The 12,886-nt window shown below is 67.9% G+C and carries 16 protein-coding genes; 10 read left to right on the plus strand and 6 right to left on the minus strand.

Annotation, left to right across the window (positions count from 1 at the left end):
- Positions 1-10: 10 nt before the first annotated feature.
- Positions 11-1,225 (minus strand): DUF885 domain-containing protein, encoded by a 1,215-nt coding sequence (locus LX13_RS01190; protein ID WP_253659494.1) that lies wholly within the window; start codon positions 1,223-1,225, stop codon positions 11-13.
- Positions 1,226-1,341: 116 nt separating this feature from the next.
- Here LX13_RS01190 and coaA point away from each other — a divergent pair, with 116 nt between their 5' ends.
- Positions 1,342-2,274, plus strand: a complete 933-nt coding sequence (coaA, locus tag LX13_RS01195; protein WP_253659495.1) for a type I pantothenate kinase — start codon at positions 1,342-1,344, stop codon at positions 2,272-2,274.
- A 10-nt stretch (positions 2,275-2,284) separates the two neighbouring features.
- On the opposite strand, the gene LX13_RS01200 is transcribed toward coaA, so the two are convergent.
- On the minus strand, positions 2,285-3,067 hold the full coding sequence (locus LX13_RS01200; RefSeq protein ID WP_253659496.1) for an isoprenyl transferase: 783 nt from the start codon (positions 3,065-3,067) through the stop codon (positions 2,285-2,287).
- 219 nt (positions 3,068-3,286) lie between these two features.
- Between LX13_RS01200 and trhA the strand changes: the two genes are divergently transcribed.
- The gene (trhA, locus tag LX13_RS01205; RefSeq protein ID WP_253660516.1) at positions 3,287-3,919 is read left to right on the plus strand and encodes a PAQR family membrane homeostasis protein TrhA; all 633 of its coding nucleotides are present in this window, start codon (positions 3,287-3,289) and stop codon (positions 3,917-3,919) included.
- Here trhA and LX13_RS01210 read toward each other — a convergent pair.
- The gene (locus tag LX13_RS01210; protein ID WP_253659497.1) at positions 3,906-4,994 is read right to left on the minus strand and encodes a 3-deoxy-7-phosphoheptulonate synthase; all 1,089 of its coding nucleotides are present in this window, start codon (positions 4,992-4,994) and stop codon (positions 3,906-3,908) included. The genes trhA and LX13_RS01210 overlap by 14 nt on opposite strands.
- Before the next feature lie 388 nt (positions 4,995-5,382).
- On the opposite strand from LX13_RS01210, the gene praA reads away from it, so the two are divergent.
- Positions 5,383-5,904, plus strand: a complete 522-nt coding sequence (gene praA / locus LX13_RS01215) for an alkane oxidation protein activator PraA (protein ID WP_253659498.1) — start codon at positions 5,383-5,385, stop codon at positions 5,902-5,904.
- Positions 5,905-5,969: 65 nt separating this feature from the next.
- Here praA and LX13_RS01220 read toward each other — a convergent pair whose 3' ends face one another.
- Both LX13_RS01220 and mca read right to left on the minus strand, forming a co-directional pair.
- The gene (locus tag LX13_RS01220) at positions 5,970-6,287 is read right to left on the minus strand and encodes a hypothetical protein (protein ID WP_253659499.1); all 318 of its coding nucleotides are present in this window, start codon (positions 6,285-6,287) and stop codon (positions 5,970-5,972) included.
- On the minus strand, positions 6,284-7,186 hold the full coding sequence (gene mca / locus LX13_RS01225; RefSeq protein ID WP_372499770.1) for a mycothiol conjugate amidase Mca: 903 nt from the start codon (positions 7,184-7,186) through the stop codon (positions 6,284-6,286). Before mca ends, LX13_RS01220 begins: the two co-directional genes overlap by 4 nt.
- 118 nt (positions 7,187-7,304) lie before the next feature.
- Here mca and LX13_RS01230 point away from each other — a divergent pair, with 118 nt between their 5' ends.
- The 7 genes from LX13_RS01230 to LX13_RS01260 all read left to right on the plus strand — a co-directional run bounded on the left by LX13_RS01230 (position 7,305) and on the right by LX13_RS01260 (position 11,653).
- A complete protein-coding gene (locus LX13_RS01230) occupies positions 7,305-7,739 on the plus strand; it encodes a DUF4307 domain-containing protein (RefSeq protein ID WP_253659500.1) in 435 nt (144 codons plus the stop codon).
- Between the two features lie 135 nt (positions 7,740-7,874).
- Positions 7,875-8,555: an LppP/LprE family lipoprotein gene (locus LX13_RS01235; protein WP_253659501.1), complete on the plus strand. Its 681-nt coding sequence runs from the start codon at positions 7,875-7,877 to the stop codon at positions 8,553-8,555.
- A gap of 37 nt (positions 8,556-8,592) precedes the next feature.
- Positions 8,593-9,228, plus strand: coding sequence for an LppP/LprE family lipoprotein (locus LX13_RS01240; RefSeq protein ID WP_253659502.1), 636 nt, complete (start codon positions 8,593-8,595; stop codon positions 9,226-9,228).
- A gap of 43 nt (positions 9,229-9,271) precedes the next feature.
- On the plus strand, positions 9,272-10,060 hold the full coding sequence (locus LX13_RS01245; RefSeq protein WP_253659503.1) for a queuosine precursor transporter: 789 nt from the start codon (positions 9,272-9,274) through the stop codon (positions 10,058-10,060).
- Positions 10,061-10,238: 178 nt separating this feature from the next.
- Entirely contained in the window at positions 10,239-10,733 is a 495-nt protein-coding gene (greA, locus tag LX13_RS01250) for a transcription elongation factor GreA (RefSeq protein WP_253659504.1), read from the plus strand.
- Between the two features lie 148 nt (positions 10,734-10,881).
- On the plus strand, positions 10,882-11,226 hold the full coding sequence (locus tag LX13_RS01255) for an SDR family NAD(P)-dependent oxidoreductase (RefSeq protein WP_253659505.1): 345 nt from the start codon (positions 10,882-10,884) through the stop codon (positions 11,224-11,226).
- 70 nt (positions 11,227-11,296) lie between these two features.
- Positions 11,297-11,653 (plus strand): hypothetical protein, encoded by a 357-nt coding sequence (locus LX13_RS01260; RefSeq protein ID WP_253659506.1) that lies wholly within the window; start codon positions 11,297-11,299, stop codon positions 11,651-11,653.
- Position 11,654: 1 nt separating this feature from the next.
- Here the strand turns inward: LX13_RS01260 and ilvA are convergent, their stop codons facing one another.
- Positions 11,655-12,857, minus strand: coding sequence for a threonine ammonia-lyase (gene ilvA, locus LX13_RS01265; protein ID WP_253659507.1), 1,203 nt, complete (start codon positions 12,855-12,857; stop codon positions 11,655-11,657).
- Between the last annotated feature and the right edge of the window lie 29 nt (positions 12,858-12,886).

Below are 12,886 nucleotides of genomic sequence, written 5' to 3' on the forward strand. Positions count from 1 at the left end.
GCCGACCAGTCTATTGCGCCAATTCCGCCCGCAACGCCGCCGGGGTCAGCGGCTCGTCGAGGAGCCGCCCGAACCGGGCGGATCGGCCCGGACCCGAGGGCCCGTCCGCGTCGGCATCGAGCCACGTCCCCAGCAGTCGGTAGCCCTCCACGTAGGTGGTGATGTAGGCCCGCCACAGCGGTGACGACAGGAATCGCAGCATCTGACGGGCTCGGGGCTGCGACGCCAACAGCCAGGTCTGCAGGTACTCGGCGACGGTGTCGTGGTCGGCGCCGCGATCGTGCAGGAGCAGCGCCGCGTCCTGCCGGACGCCCAGGAGTCCGCCGGTGGCACGGGAGATCCGCTGCGCGCGGTCGCCGTCGAAGCGCAGACCGAGGTCGGCGTAGATCTCCTGGGCCCAGAGCCCCCAGTCGGGACCGATCGCCGACTGGAGCGCGTGGTCGGCCAACCCCTCGGCCATCAGGCACTGCGGGGTGTTGACCAGGAAGATGCTCTGCTCCCGTTGGCCGCCCGCCACCAGGATCTCCTCCTTGCGGCAGTGCTCGGTGTGGTGCCCGGGGTAGGCCTCGTGCGCGATCAGGTGCGGCAACGACGCCATGTGCTGGGTGAGGTCGACGTTGATGGCGACCCGCGAGCGGAAGTCGCCGAGGTAGTAGTTGAACCCCGACCACGGCTTGTCGGTGACCACCTCGAACTCGACGATCTCGGTGTCGGGCAGCGGATGGGAGGCCCGGACGCGTTCGCGCAGCGCCGAACTGAACGCCGCGACGCAGTCGGCGACCCGATCACCGGGGATCTCGTCGCTCGCACGGTGCGTGGCGTACCTCTCGGCGAGGTCGCCGGATCCACCGAGCACTTCCGACAGCGCCGTGTGGGCGCGTCGATAGTCCTCTGGATCGCCGAGCGCGATGTCGACGTCGAAGTAGTGGCGCACCTCGTCGACGAACCCGATCTCCTCGCCCGCGAACCGGCGGGCGGAGCACTCCATGGCGTCGAGATGCGCGGCGACGAACGCACGACGCTGCTTGGGCAGGTCGGATGCGGTGACGTCGGCACACAGGCCGCGGATCCGTCGGGCCAGCTCCGACGGGTCGGGGGCCGGGCTGTTCACCGACTCGGCACGCAGGCGCGGGTCGCCGGTGAACGCGTCGACGAAGCCCTCCTCGAGCCGGTCGAACGCCAGACCGACGCGCAGGTAATCAGTGATCAACGACTCGGAATCCACGACGTCGACGCTACCCAAACGACCCCCGAGTTTCGGATCCCGCGCCGATTGGCGAGACTATGTGCCATGCCGCCGGAGTCTGCCGAACGGCCCGTACGTCCGGCCGAGAGGCTTGCATGTCACGGGTAGCCGAACCGAGCCCCTATATCGAGCTCGATCGCGCGCAGTGGCGGAAGCTGCGTCAGTCGGTCCCGCTGGTGATGAACGAGGAAGAGCTCCGCGGTCTGCGCGGGCTGGGCGAGCAGATCGACCTCTCCGAGGTCGCTGACGTCTACCTGCCCCTGTCACGTCTCATCCATCTGCAGGTCGCCGCCCGGCAACGACTGTTCGCGGCCACCTCGACCTTCCTCGGCGAGCGTCAGCCCGAACGTCAGGTGCCGTTCGTCATCGGTGTCGCGGGCAGTGTGGCGGTCGGCAAGTCCACCACCGCGCGCGTGCTGCAGGCGCTGCTCGCCCGGTGGGACGCCCACCCCAAGGTCGACCTCGTGACCACCGACGGCTTCCTCTACCCCACCGCCGAACTCGAACGGCGAGGGATCATGCACCGCAAGGGTTTTCCGGAGTCGTACGACCGACGGGCGTTGTTGCGCTTCGTGACCGAGGTCAAGGCAGGCGCGGTCGACGTCCCGGCGCCGGTCTACTCACACCTGAGCTACGACATCGTCCGCGGCGTGGAACACCATGTGGAGCAACCGGACATCCTCATCCTCGAGGGGCTCAACGTGCTCCAGACCGGACCGCGGCTGATGGTGTCGGATCTGTTCGACTTCTCCGTCTACGTCGACGCCCGCATCGAGGACATCGAGGACTGGTACGTGCACCGGTTCCTCGCGATGCGGTCGACGGCGTTCGCCGATCCCAACTCGCACTTCCACAGCTATTCGTCGCTCGGCGATCACGACGCGACGTCGGCCGCCCGCGACATCTGGCACGGGATCAATCTGCCCAACCTCGTGCAGAACATCCTGCCGACGCGCCCGCGCGCGACCCTGGTGCTGCGCAAGGACGCCGACCACGCGATCAACCGCGTGCGGCTGCGAAAGATCTGACCCCGAGGCGCTAGCGGCCGAACCGCCTGCTGCGGGCACCGTAGTCGCGAAGGGCGCGCAGGAAGTCGACGCGTCGGAACTCCGGCCAGTAGGCGTCGGTGAACCAGATCTCGGAGTAGGCGCTCTGCCACAGCAGGAAGCCCGAGAGTCGTTGTTCGCCCGAGGTCCTGATCACGAGATCCGGGTCGGCCTGTCCCTTGGTGTAGAGGTGCGCGTCGATCGCGTCCACCGACACCGCCTTGACGAGGTCGGCCGCGTCACCCCCGGATTCCAACCGGTCGACCAACAGTGAGCGCACGGCGTCGACGATCTCCTGACGACCGCCGTAGCCGACCGCGACGTTCACGTGCATCCCGGTGTTGTCGACGGTGCGTTCCTGTGCGGTCTGCAGCCGGAGGGCGACGGGCTCGGGCAACTGATCGAGCGTGCCGACGATGTGGACCTTCCAGTCCTGCCCGGGTGCGGCGATCTCGTCGACGATGTCGGGGACGATCTGCATCAGCGCGTCGAGCTCCTCGGAAGCGCGCTGCAGGTTCTCCGTCGACAACAGGTAGATGGTCACCGTCTCGATCGACAGCTCTGTGCACCAGCGCAGCATCTCGGCGATCTTCTGGGCGCCGACGCGGTGCCCGTGGCTCACGTCCTCGAAACCGGCCTCCCGCGCCCAGCGTCGGTTCCCGTCGCAGATGATCGCGATGTGTCGGGGCATCCGCTCGGGGTCCATGAGTTGAACCAGCCGGGTCTCGTAGACCCGATAGAGCGGGATGCGGAATTGTCCGGGGATCAATTTCACCGGATGGGCTCCACAGGTTCGGCGCGTTCTCGGACTTCCTCCACGCAACGAGAGGATACTCGTGAATTCACCGCCGGTTCAGGCCCCACAGGCAGAACCTACGGTAGCGTAGGTTTGTCCGAAGAAGTCCGGCCCGTCGCGGAGGTGAGTGCGATCGTCATCGAGACGAGCAAACAGGATCTCGCAGAGCTCTCGGTGCTCGCCGATCTCCGCCCCCGGATGCGCGGGTGGATCCACCTGTACTCCGGATTCGTCGCCATCATCACCGGCGCCACGCTGGTCGCCGTCGCGTGGGCGATGACCGGTCCGGTCGCCGCGTTGGCCTGCGGCATCTACGCCCTGACGGTCTGCGGTGTGTTCGGGGTCAGCGCGACCTATCACCGCGTCCACTGGTCGACGGTGGCCGCGCGCACCTGGATGAAACGCGCCGACCACTCGATGATCTTCATCTTCATCGCGGGCAGCTACACCCCGTTCTGCGTGCTGGCACTGTCCGCTCCCGAGAAGTGGGTCGTGCTCGCGGTGGTGTGGGCGGGTGCCCTCGCCGGGGTCACGTTGAAGATGATCTGGCCGGGCGCGCCGCGCTGGCTCGGCGTGCCGCTCTACATGATCCTGGGGTGGACGATCATCTTCGTGGCCCCCGAGCTCACCGCCCGCGCCGGCGTCGCAGTCATGGTGTTGCTCGCCGTCGGCGGCCTGTTCTACACGGTGGGCGCCGTCCTCTACGCGACGCGGTGGCCCAACCCGTGGCCGTCGACGTTCGGCCACCACGAGTTCTTCCACACCGCGACCGTGATCGCAGCGCTGGTGCACTATGTCGCGGTCTGGCTCGTCGTCTTCACCGCCGGCTGACCACCGCGCCCGCCAGCGACTCGATCACCTCGACCGTCTTGGCGAGATCCATGCACTTGTCGGTGACCGACTGCCCGTAGACCAGTGGCGCATCACCCGGCGACCTGCCGTCGAGCGACTGGGCGCCCGCGACGAGGAAGCTCTCGAGCATCACTCCGGAGACTGCGCCCTGCCCGCGGCCGATCTGGTCGGCGACCTCGAGGGCGACGACGGCCTGCCGCAGATGGTCCTTGTGCGAGTTGGCGTGTGAGCAGTCGATCATGAGCCGGGCGGGCAGCCCCTGCGCCGCGAGTCGGTTCGCCGCGGCGGCCACCGACTCGGCGTCGTAGTTCGTCCCGGCCCGACCGCCGCGAAGGATGACGTGACAGTCGCCGTTGCCCACGGTCGCGACGACGGCTGCCGACCCCACGTCGTCGACGCCGAAGAACACGTGTTCGGCCGCGGCCGCGCGCACCCCGTCGATCGCCGCCTGGACGTCGCCGTCGGTCCCGTTCTTAAAACCGATGGGCATGGACAGCCCCGAGGCGAGTTGGCGGTGCACCTGCGACTCCGTGGTCCGGGCGCCGATGGCACCCCACGAGACCGCGTCGGCGATGTACTGCGGGCTGGTCGGTTCGAGGAACTCGCAACCGACAGGCAACCCGAGGTCGATGACGTCGAGCAGAAGTGCTCGCGCGGTACGCAATCCGCGCTCGATGTCGAAGCTGCCGTCCATCCCCGGGTCGTTGATGAGACCCTTCCAGCCGACCGTGGTCCGCGGCTTCTCGAAGTAGACGCGCATGACGATCTTGAGCTGATCGACGTGCTGCTCGGCGACCACCGCGAGACGTCGGGCGTAGTCCAGGGCGGCGACGGGGTCGTGGACCGAGCAGGGGCCCACGACGACCAGGAGGCGGTCGTCTCGGCCGGCGAGGATGTCGGCGATCTCGGCGCGGTCGCGGCGCACGGCAACTGCTTGCTCGGCGGTGAGGGGTAGTTCGGTGCGTAGGGCCTCCGGCGAGGGAATGGTGCGGAAGGACCGGATTCGTCGATCCGAGGTCCCGGTGTCGGGCGCGGTGGTGAGTCCGCTGGTCATGGCGTGCCTTTCTGGGGGAAGGGCACCCGTGCGGGAGTCGTCCGGTGCCCTGAAAAACAGGAGAGCAGCGACCATGTGGTCGCTGCTCGGGGCTCCGGGGGGTGTGATCTCACGCGTGCGTCAGCGGCGCGCTCCATCGTCGACTCCACCCGGAGCCTCGATAAAACGACGCCAGCGATAGGCGCGCGTCACGGAGATCATGAGATCGAAAGTAGCACCCGATCGGACGCCCGTGCCACATCCGGTTGTCGGGCACCCAAGTTCGTTAATTGTCATAAAGAACTACGGAAACGGAATTATCGCCTACTTCGTTCTCCTAACGTCCTTTGTGGCGCCGGACCACCGGCCGCCACTCACGAGCTCTTCTCGCACATGGAGGACACCGAAGATGACGTTCAACACCTCAGCTCGCTCGCGCACATTCGCGACCGCAGTCGGAACCGCAGCGGCGACCGTCGCGGTCATCGGCGCGACGCTGGGAGCCGGCGTCGCCGGTGCCGCGACGATCTCGCCCGCGAACACCGCGTTCACCGCGCCCGGATCCATCGTCGTCACCTCGCCGGCGTCGTTCAACGTCCCGGTGTCGTGCTCGATCACCCTGACCGGCTCCACCGCGGCCGACGGCGCCTCGGCGACCATCACCGCGGCCCAGGTCAGCGGAACCAACCGCCTCTGCAACGTGCCCGTGATCAAGGGCCTGCCGTGGACCCTCACCCCCACCAGCGCCACCACCGGCGAGGTCTCGAACGTCGGCTTCTCCATCCTCGGTTCCAACTGCGGACCGGCCACGCTGGCCGGATCGTTCGACAACATGACCAACACGCTGACCTCGACCGATCAGTCGCTCTCGGGTAACTGCAAGATCAACAGCCTGTCGGTTCAGCCGAACCCGGCCTTCACACTGTCCTGATCTCCCGCGCACGACGACGATGCCCCCTCGAGAGATCGAGGGGGCATCGTCGTGAGGTGGGTCGCTCAGCCGGTGTGGTTCCGGCCGGACTCGTCGCGTCCGGGGGCCGCGTCGTCGGTGGCGGGCGCGCCGTCCGTGGGTTGATCGGGCAGCAGCCCCGCGCTGTCGGTGCCCTCGTCGGCGGCCTGGTCCGGACCGGGCTCGCCCCGCATGAACGAACTCGGCAGCTTGCGTAGGTGCTTGTTCATCGAGCGGATCAGGAAGATGGTGCCGACCAGCAGGAGCAGGACCAGCAACAGACCCAGCGGGGACGCCTTGCCGAACTCGGGGCCGTCGGCGTCGCGGGCGAGGATCTCGGTGGCGGCCAGGGTCACCGACGTCATGACGTCGCCTCCGCGTCGTCGAGCCCCGCGAACAGGTCGGTCTCGGGGATGGCGGTGGTCACCCGGGTCTTGGCCAGCTCGAACTCCTCGGTCGGCCACAGGCGCTGCTGCCAGTCCATGGGCACCGCGAAGAAGACACCGTTCGGGTCGATCTGGGTCGCATGGGCCCGCAGGGCCTCGTCGCGCTGCGGGAAGAACTCGCCGCAGGTCACCTGCGTCGTGACGCGACCCATGAGGTCACCGCGGCTGGGATCCCAGTTCGACAGCCACTCCTTGTACGGGCTCTCCTGGCCGTGGAGCTCGAACTCGTCGGAGAAACGCACCATGCGGTCGCGGATGAAGCCGTGTGTGTAGTAGACCTTCGAGACCGTCCAGGGCTCACCGGCGTCCGGGAAACGTTCCGGATCGCCCGACGCCTCGTACGCGGCCATCGACACCTCGTGGCACCGGATGTGGTCGGGGTGCGGGTACCCGCCCCGCTCGTCGTAGGTGATCATCACGTGCGGCTTGAAGTCGCGGACGACCTTCACCAGGGCCTCGGTCGACTCCTCCAGCGGCACCAGGGCGAAGCAGCCCTCGGGCAGCGGCGGCAGCGGATCACCCTCGGGCAGACCGGAATCGATGTAGCCCAGCCAGACCTGCGAGACGCCGAGTGCGGCGGCGGCCTTGGCCATCTCCTCCTTGCGCACCTCCGGCATGCGGTCCTTGATGCCGGGGAGATCCATCGCCGGGTTCAGGATGTCGCCACGCTCACCGCCGGTGAGGGTGACCACGAGAACCTCGTGCCCCTCACTGGAGTACTTGGCCATCGTCCCGGCACCTTTGCTGGACTCGTCGTCGGGATGCGCGTGCACCGCCATGAGCCGAAGTCCACTCACCTGTAACGTCCTCACCTTCATCTGCCACCGGACGAGCCCCTGGGCGTGCTCATTCCCTCGACCGACCAATCCTCCCACCGACACCTGCCCGGTGTGGTGGCGGGATGCGCCCGTCGCATCTCATGGTAGGTATTGATCCATGAGCACCGGTCCCTCACTTCCCCCCGGCCGGTACCCCACCGAGCGGTCGGCGGGCAATCGTCGACGTTGGCTGATCGGGCTCTCGGTGCTCGTCGTGGTCGCGGGCGTGGCCACCGCCTACCTCGGCTACTCGAAGTTCGCCGATCCCGCGGTGTCCGGCGAGGCCACCGGCTACCAGGTCATCGACGAGTCGACGGTCGACGTGCAGTTCACCGTCACCCGGAGCGACCCGCGCCGACCCGCCGCGTGTGTGATCCGCGCCCGGTCGCGCGACGGGGCGGAGACCGGACGGCGCGAGGTCCTGATCCCGGGCAGCAACGCCCAGCAGACCGGGGTGAAGTCGCAGGTCCGGACGTCCGAGCCACCGGCGATCGGCGAGGTCTTCGGCTGCACCGAGAACGTACCCGCGTATCTGCAGGCCCCGGCCGACTAGACCGGCTCCCCCGTCGTCCGATCGGCCGACGAACGATAACGGATTGATCTCAGTCCTTTCCGTGCGCTAACGAACCGCGGCGGTACTCCGAAATACCAGCATCACCCCTGGCTTCGGACGTAGAGGACAACGAACATGGTCGACTCACCCGGGTTCCGGCGACTGACGCCCTCCATCGCGCTGTTCTCCGCCGCCGTCGTGGTGGCGGTGGCCGTTGTCGCCGCCTGTGGCGCCGACGATGCGCTGCCGCGCGCATCCGAGGCGACGATGACGATCGTGGCGGACCCGGCACCCACCTCCGTCGCCCCGTCGACCACCGAACTCCCGCCCTTGTCGGCGACCGAGACCGTCGACGCCCGTGGCGGTTCCACCGCACTCGGCGACACCGACGGTTGTGCGCCCGACATCGGCGCCGCGGCTGCCGCCGAGCGGGACATCGCCTCCATCCCGCCCCCGCGACCGCAGGGACGGTGGCGTGCGTACAACTCGGGCGGCGTGTGGTGTCCGGGACTCAGTTGGATCGAGCTGGACTCCACGATCAGCGGGAGTCCGGTCCGACCGCACCAGTTGCTGATCTACCACGCGGGACGATTCCAGGGCACCGGAATCACCTGTGAGGCGAGGCATGGGGAGTACGTGCTCGCCACCACCCGCGACGCCATCACCGTCCGCTACAGCTACGTCGACGTCGCGAACCCGGATCAGCAGAGCACCCAGAACCCGGTCGGCAAGGTCGTGGTCACGTTCCGCTGGAACGGTTCTCGCGTCGTCATGGACGGCTCACTGCCGTACGCGTTCACCGAAGGGAAGTGCTGACATGCCCATCATCCGAGTCCGATCCACAGGAGACCACATGCGTTCCATGATCCGTTTCAGCACACCACTTCTCGCACTCGGCGCGATGTCGATGCTCGCCGGGTGCGGCAGCGACACACCGACCGCGCAGACGCCGACCGTCACCTCCACGATCACCGCCGCACCCTCGTCGACGCCGGCCACGGCCGGCGAACCGGGACCGACAGGTCAGTCCGACGGCGCCGAGACCGCCACCTCCACAGTGGATCCCGTCGCCACGCCGAATACGCCCGACTGCGCCACACCCGATGTGGCCGCCGACATCGGCCGCATCGCGGGGCCGCTTTCCCGCACCCGGGATGCGTACTGGGTACGAGGCGAGTCGGGCGGGACGCGCTGCCCCGGTCTGAGCTGGGTGGGTCTCGACACCAACGGCGCCACGGCGTCATCACCGATGCAGCTGCTGATCTACCACAACGGCTATTTCCAGGGCACCGGGATCAAGTGCAACGCGGGCTATCAGACCGTCCTGGGATCGACGCCGAACTCGATCCAGGTCCGGTACCGATACCTGCAGGGGAACGACATCAGCGCACGCCCCAGCGGGTCGGCGACGGTGACGTTCCGGTGGAACGGTTCCGCGGTCGTCATGGACGGCTCCCTGCCGTACGGGGTCACACTCGGTCAGTGCTGACGCGGGGACCCGCGTCGTCTCGGACACGGCATACTTGGCCACCATGACCACTGCCAAGTCTGGGCAGCCGGTTTCGCGATCTGACAGCGATCAGCGGGCAGCACGCCCGGCGGAACCGGCCTTCGCCTCACTCTCCAGCCACTACTTCCCCATGCTCGTCGCGCTGTTCGTCGGCGTGATGATCATCAGCAACATCACCGGCACCAAGGGCGTGCTGCTGTTCCCCTCCCTGAACTTCGACATCGGTCCGTTGGCCGTCCACGGACTCGTCACCGACGGCGCCTTCTACCTGTTCCCCCTCGCCTACGTCCTCGGGGACGTGATCAGCGAGGTCTACGGATTCCGCGCCATGCGCCGGGTCATCTTCAGCGGTTTCGCGGTCCTGCTCATCGCGTCGATCTGCTTCTGGATCACCATCGAACTCCCCGCCGCGCCGTTCTACGACGGCCAGGAGTCGTTCAAGACCGTCGCCGGGGTCGTGCCGCAGTTCCTGCTCGCCGGGCTCGCCGGATACGTCGTCGGCGAGTTCCTCAACTCCTACGTGCTCGTCGCCATGAAGAAACGCAGCGGCGAGAAGCGCCTGTGGGCCCGTCTGATCGGGTCGACGGTCGTGGGCGAGTTCTTCGACACCCTCGTGTTCTGTTCCATCGCTGCCAGCGCCCTCGGGATCTCGACCTGGGAGGACTTCGTCAACTACACCGTCATCGGATTCGTCTGGAAGACGCTCGTGGAGTTGGTCGTCATGCCGGTGACCTACGCCGTCGTGGCCGCCCTGAAGCGTGCCGAGCCGAGCTATCAGGAGGCGCTGGGACGCGCGCCGTCGACGGCCTGAGTCCGCACGCCCGGCGGGCCCGATCAGACGACGGAACACACTCGTCACCCGGCAGACCTGGTAGTATGGATCGACACACGGTCCCGCGAGGGGCCGTGTTGCTGCATTTTGCAGGTGCCTGCAGGCGATGGGCACTGCGGCCCGATTCGCGGGCACGACGATAGAAGGAGTGACACCGATGACCGATACACAGGTGACCTGGCTGACCCAGGAGTCCCACGATCGGCTCAAAGACGAACTCGATTCGCTCATCGCCAACCGTCCGATCATCGCCGCCGAGATCAACGAGCGTCGCGAAGAGGGCGATCTGAAGGAGAACGGCGGATACCACGCCGCTCGCGATGAGCAGGGCCAGCAGGAAGCTCGCATCCGCCAGCTCCAGGAACTGCTGAACAACGCCAAGGTCGGTGAGACGCCGACGCAGTCGGGCGTCGCGCTGCCCGGATCGGTCGTCAAGGTCTACTACGACGACGACGAGTCCGACACCGAGACGTTCCTGATCGCCACCCGTGAGCAGGGTGCCGAGGCCGAGACGCTCGAGGTCTACTCGCCCAGCTCGCCGCTCGGTGGCGCGCTGATCGACGCCTCCGTCGGCGACTCCCGTGAGTACACCGTGCCCAGCGGCGCCACCGTCAAGGTGACGTTGCTCAGCGCGGAGCCGTACCACTCCTGATCCACCCTGCACCCGGTAGCCGCTGTTCTCCCGCAGAACACGGCTACCGAGTGCTTTGTGGTCGAAACACACAGGTGGGGCGCAGACCGTCCACAGTCGGTCGGTGTTTCGTGAGGTGAGAAGTCCACCCCACGAGAGGAACACCACCATGGCAACCGCCTACACCCCCGAAACCGATGACGTCATCGTCGTCGCCGTCGCCGATCACTCGGGTGCCGAACTGGCGCGGGATCTGATCGGGCGCGGTCACCGCGTCGCCGTCGCAGGCACCTCGGCCGGTCACCTCGTACCGCTCGTCACCGGCCATGTCGACAACACCATGGCCATCGTCGCCGATCTCGCCGACCCGGCACAGGTGCGGTCCATGATCGACCGTGTCGAGCGTCGGCTCGGACCGGTCACGGTGATGACCGACCCGGCCGGCGCCTTCGGGTCGACCCCGTGGCGTCTGCACGCCATCGAGTGCGCCACCGATCATCCTGTGGCCGCCTGACAGAGTTTCGTGGTCCTCTTTTCACAGGGGCAACAGAGATTCTTTAGACACCGCGAGTGTCATGGAATACATGACCAGCACAGTGATTCTCACGATCAGCACCCACTCCGACGCCGGCACCCTGGCGCAACGACTGCTTCGCCGGGGGTGCCGCGTCGCGGTCCTCGGACCGGATGTCGGCACCTTGCTCGACGCGGTCCGCGGCTACGGAACCGGACGCGCCGCGGTGTTCGTCGGTGACGTCGACGATCCCGCCGAGGCGGCCCGTCTCCGCGCCCGCGCCGAAGCCGTGATGGGCCCCGCCGACGTGATCATCCCGGCCGAGATCACCGCGACCACCGAACGGTTCGCGTCGGTGCACCGCCTCCCGGTCCGACCCGCCGCACGCCGACTGGTCCCGGCACCGCAGCACAGCGCCGTCGCCTGAATCAGCCGGCCAGATACCCCGCATCCGCGAGCGAGGTACGCACCAGGTGCTGATGGTCGGGCCCGCGTGTCTCCACGCTGACGGTCACCTGGACCTCCCCGAGCCGGAGTTCCCCCGACACCCGCGAATGGATCACGTCGACGACACTCGCGCCGGTGTCCCGAAGGAGTTCCAGCAGCGCAGCCAGCCCGCCCGGCCGGTCGGGAACCGTCACGGCCACGGTCAGATAGCGTCCGGCCGCCTGGAGTCCGTGCGTCGTCAGGTGCGACAGCAGCAGCGGATCGACGTTCCCGCCCGAGAGCACGGCACAGACCGGCCCCACCAACCCCAGCCCGACCGGGTTCATCATGGCGGCCACCGCAGCCGCGCCCGCCGGCTCCACCAACAGCTTCGCGCGCTCCAACATCATCAGCACCGCGCGACTGATCGCGTCCTCACTGACCGTCACCACCTGGTCGACGAACTCGGTCACGTGTGTGAACGTCACCGCACCGGGCATCGCCACCGCGATCCCGTCGGCCGTCGTGCTCATCGACACCGCCCGCGTGGGTACGCCCGCAGCGAGCGAATCCGGCCACGCCGCAGCCTGTTCGGCCTGCACACCGATCACCCGCACGTCCGGTTTGGCCATCTTGACCGCGATGGCGAGCCCCGCCAGGAGACCACCACCGCCGAGTGGGACGACCACGGTCCCCACGTCCGGCATCTGCGCGGCGATCTCCACCCCCACCGACGCCTGTCCGGCGACGATGTCCTCGTGGTCGAAGGGATGGATGAGTGTCGCGCCCGTCTCGTCGGCGAATTGCTGTGCATGCGCAAGACTCTCGTCGATGATCTCACCGGCCAACACGACCTCGGCGCCGTAGGCACGGGTGGCGGTGACCTTGGGCAGCGATGCACCGGTCGGCATGTAGACGCGCGAACTGATGCCCAGCGTCGAGGCCGACCACGCCACCCCCTGCGCGTGATTGCCCGCACTCGCCGCGACCACCCCGCCTGCGCGCTGCTCGTCGGACAGCCCCGAGATGCGCACGTACGCGCCGCGGGGCTTGAACGACCCGGTGCGTTGCAGGTTCTCGCATTTGAGCCACACCTCGTGCCCACAGGCGTCCGACAGCGCGCGGGAGGCGACCATCGGCGTGCGTCGCATGACGGGGGCCAACAGGGCCACGGCCCGATCGATCTGCTCGGCGGTGATCAACATCTTCTCGACGGTAGCCGCTACCGCGGTCG

This window comes from Williamsia maris (assembly GCF_024171815.1).
Classification (GTDB): Bacteria; Actinomycetota; Actinomycetes; order Mycobacteriales; family Mycobacteriaceae; genus Williamsia_A; species Williamsia_A maris.

Bases quoted from the DNA above. Each gene is read 5' to 3' on its own strand.
- LX13_RS01210 (WP_253659497.1), bottom strand. From the start codon at position 4,994: ATGACCAGCGGACTCACCACCGCGCCCGACACCGGGACCTCGGATCGA.
- coaA (WP_253659495.1), top strand. From the start codon at position 1,342: ATGTCACGGGTAGCCGAACCGAGCCCCTATATCGAGCTCGATCGCGCG.
- LX13_RS01260 (WP_253659506.1), top strand. From the start codon at position 11,297: ATGACCAGCACAGTGATTCTCACGATCAGCACCCACTCCGACGCCGGC.
- LX13_RS01245 (WP_253659503.1), top strand. From the start codon at position 9,272: ATGACCACTGCCAAGTCTGGGCAGCCGGTTTCGCGATCTGACAGCGAT.
- greA (WP_253659504.1), top strand. From the start codon at position 10,239: ATGACCGATACACAGGTGACCTGGCTGACCCAGGAGTCCCACGATCGG.
- LX13_RS01220 (WP_253659499.1), bottom strand. From the start codon at position 6,287: ATGACGTCGGTGACCCTGGCCGCCACCGAGATCCTCGCCCGCGACGCC.
- LX13_RS01235 (WP_253659501.1), top strand. From the start codon at position 7,875: ATGGTCGACTCACCCGGGTTCCGGCGACTGACGCCCTCCATCGCGCTG.
- ilvA (WP_253659507.1), bottom strand. From the start codon at position 12,857: ATGTTGATCACCGCCGAGCAGATCGATCGGGCCGTGGCCCTGTTGGCC.
- LX13_RS01255 (WP_253659505.1), top strand. From the start codon at position 10,882: ATGGCAACCGCCTACACCCCCGAAACCGATGACGTCATCGTCGTCGCC.
- LX13_RS01230 (WP_253659500.1), top strand. From the start codon at position 7,305: ATGAGCACCGGTCCCTCACTTCCCCCCGGCCGGTACCCCACCGAGCGG.
- trhA (WP_253660516.1), top strand. From the start codon at position 3,287: ATGCGCGGGTGGATCCACCTGTACTCCGGATTCGTCGCCATCATCACC.
- praA (WP_253659498.1), top strand. From the start codon at position 5,383: ATGACGTTCAACACCTCAGCTCGCTCGCGCACATTCGCGACCGCAGTC.
- LX13_RS01240 (WP_253659502.1), top strand. From the start codon at position 8,593: ATGCGTTCCATGATCCGTTTCAGCACACCACTTCTCGCACTCGGCGCG.
- mca (WP_372499770.1), bottom strand. From the start codon at position 7,186: ATGAAGGTGAGGACGTTACAGGTGAGTGGACTTCGGCTCATGGCGGTG.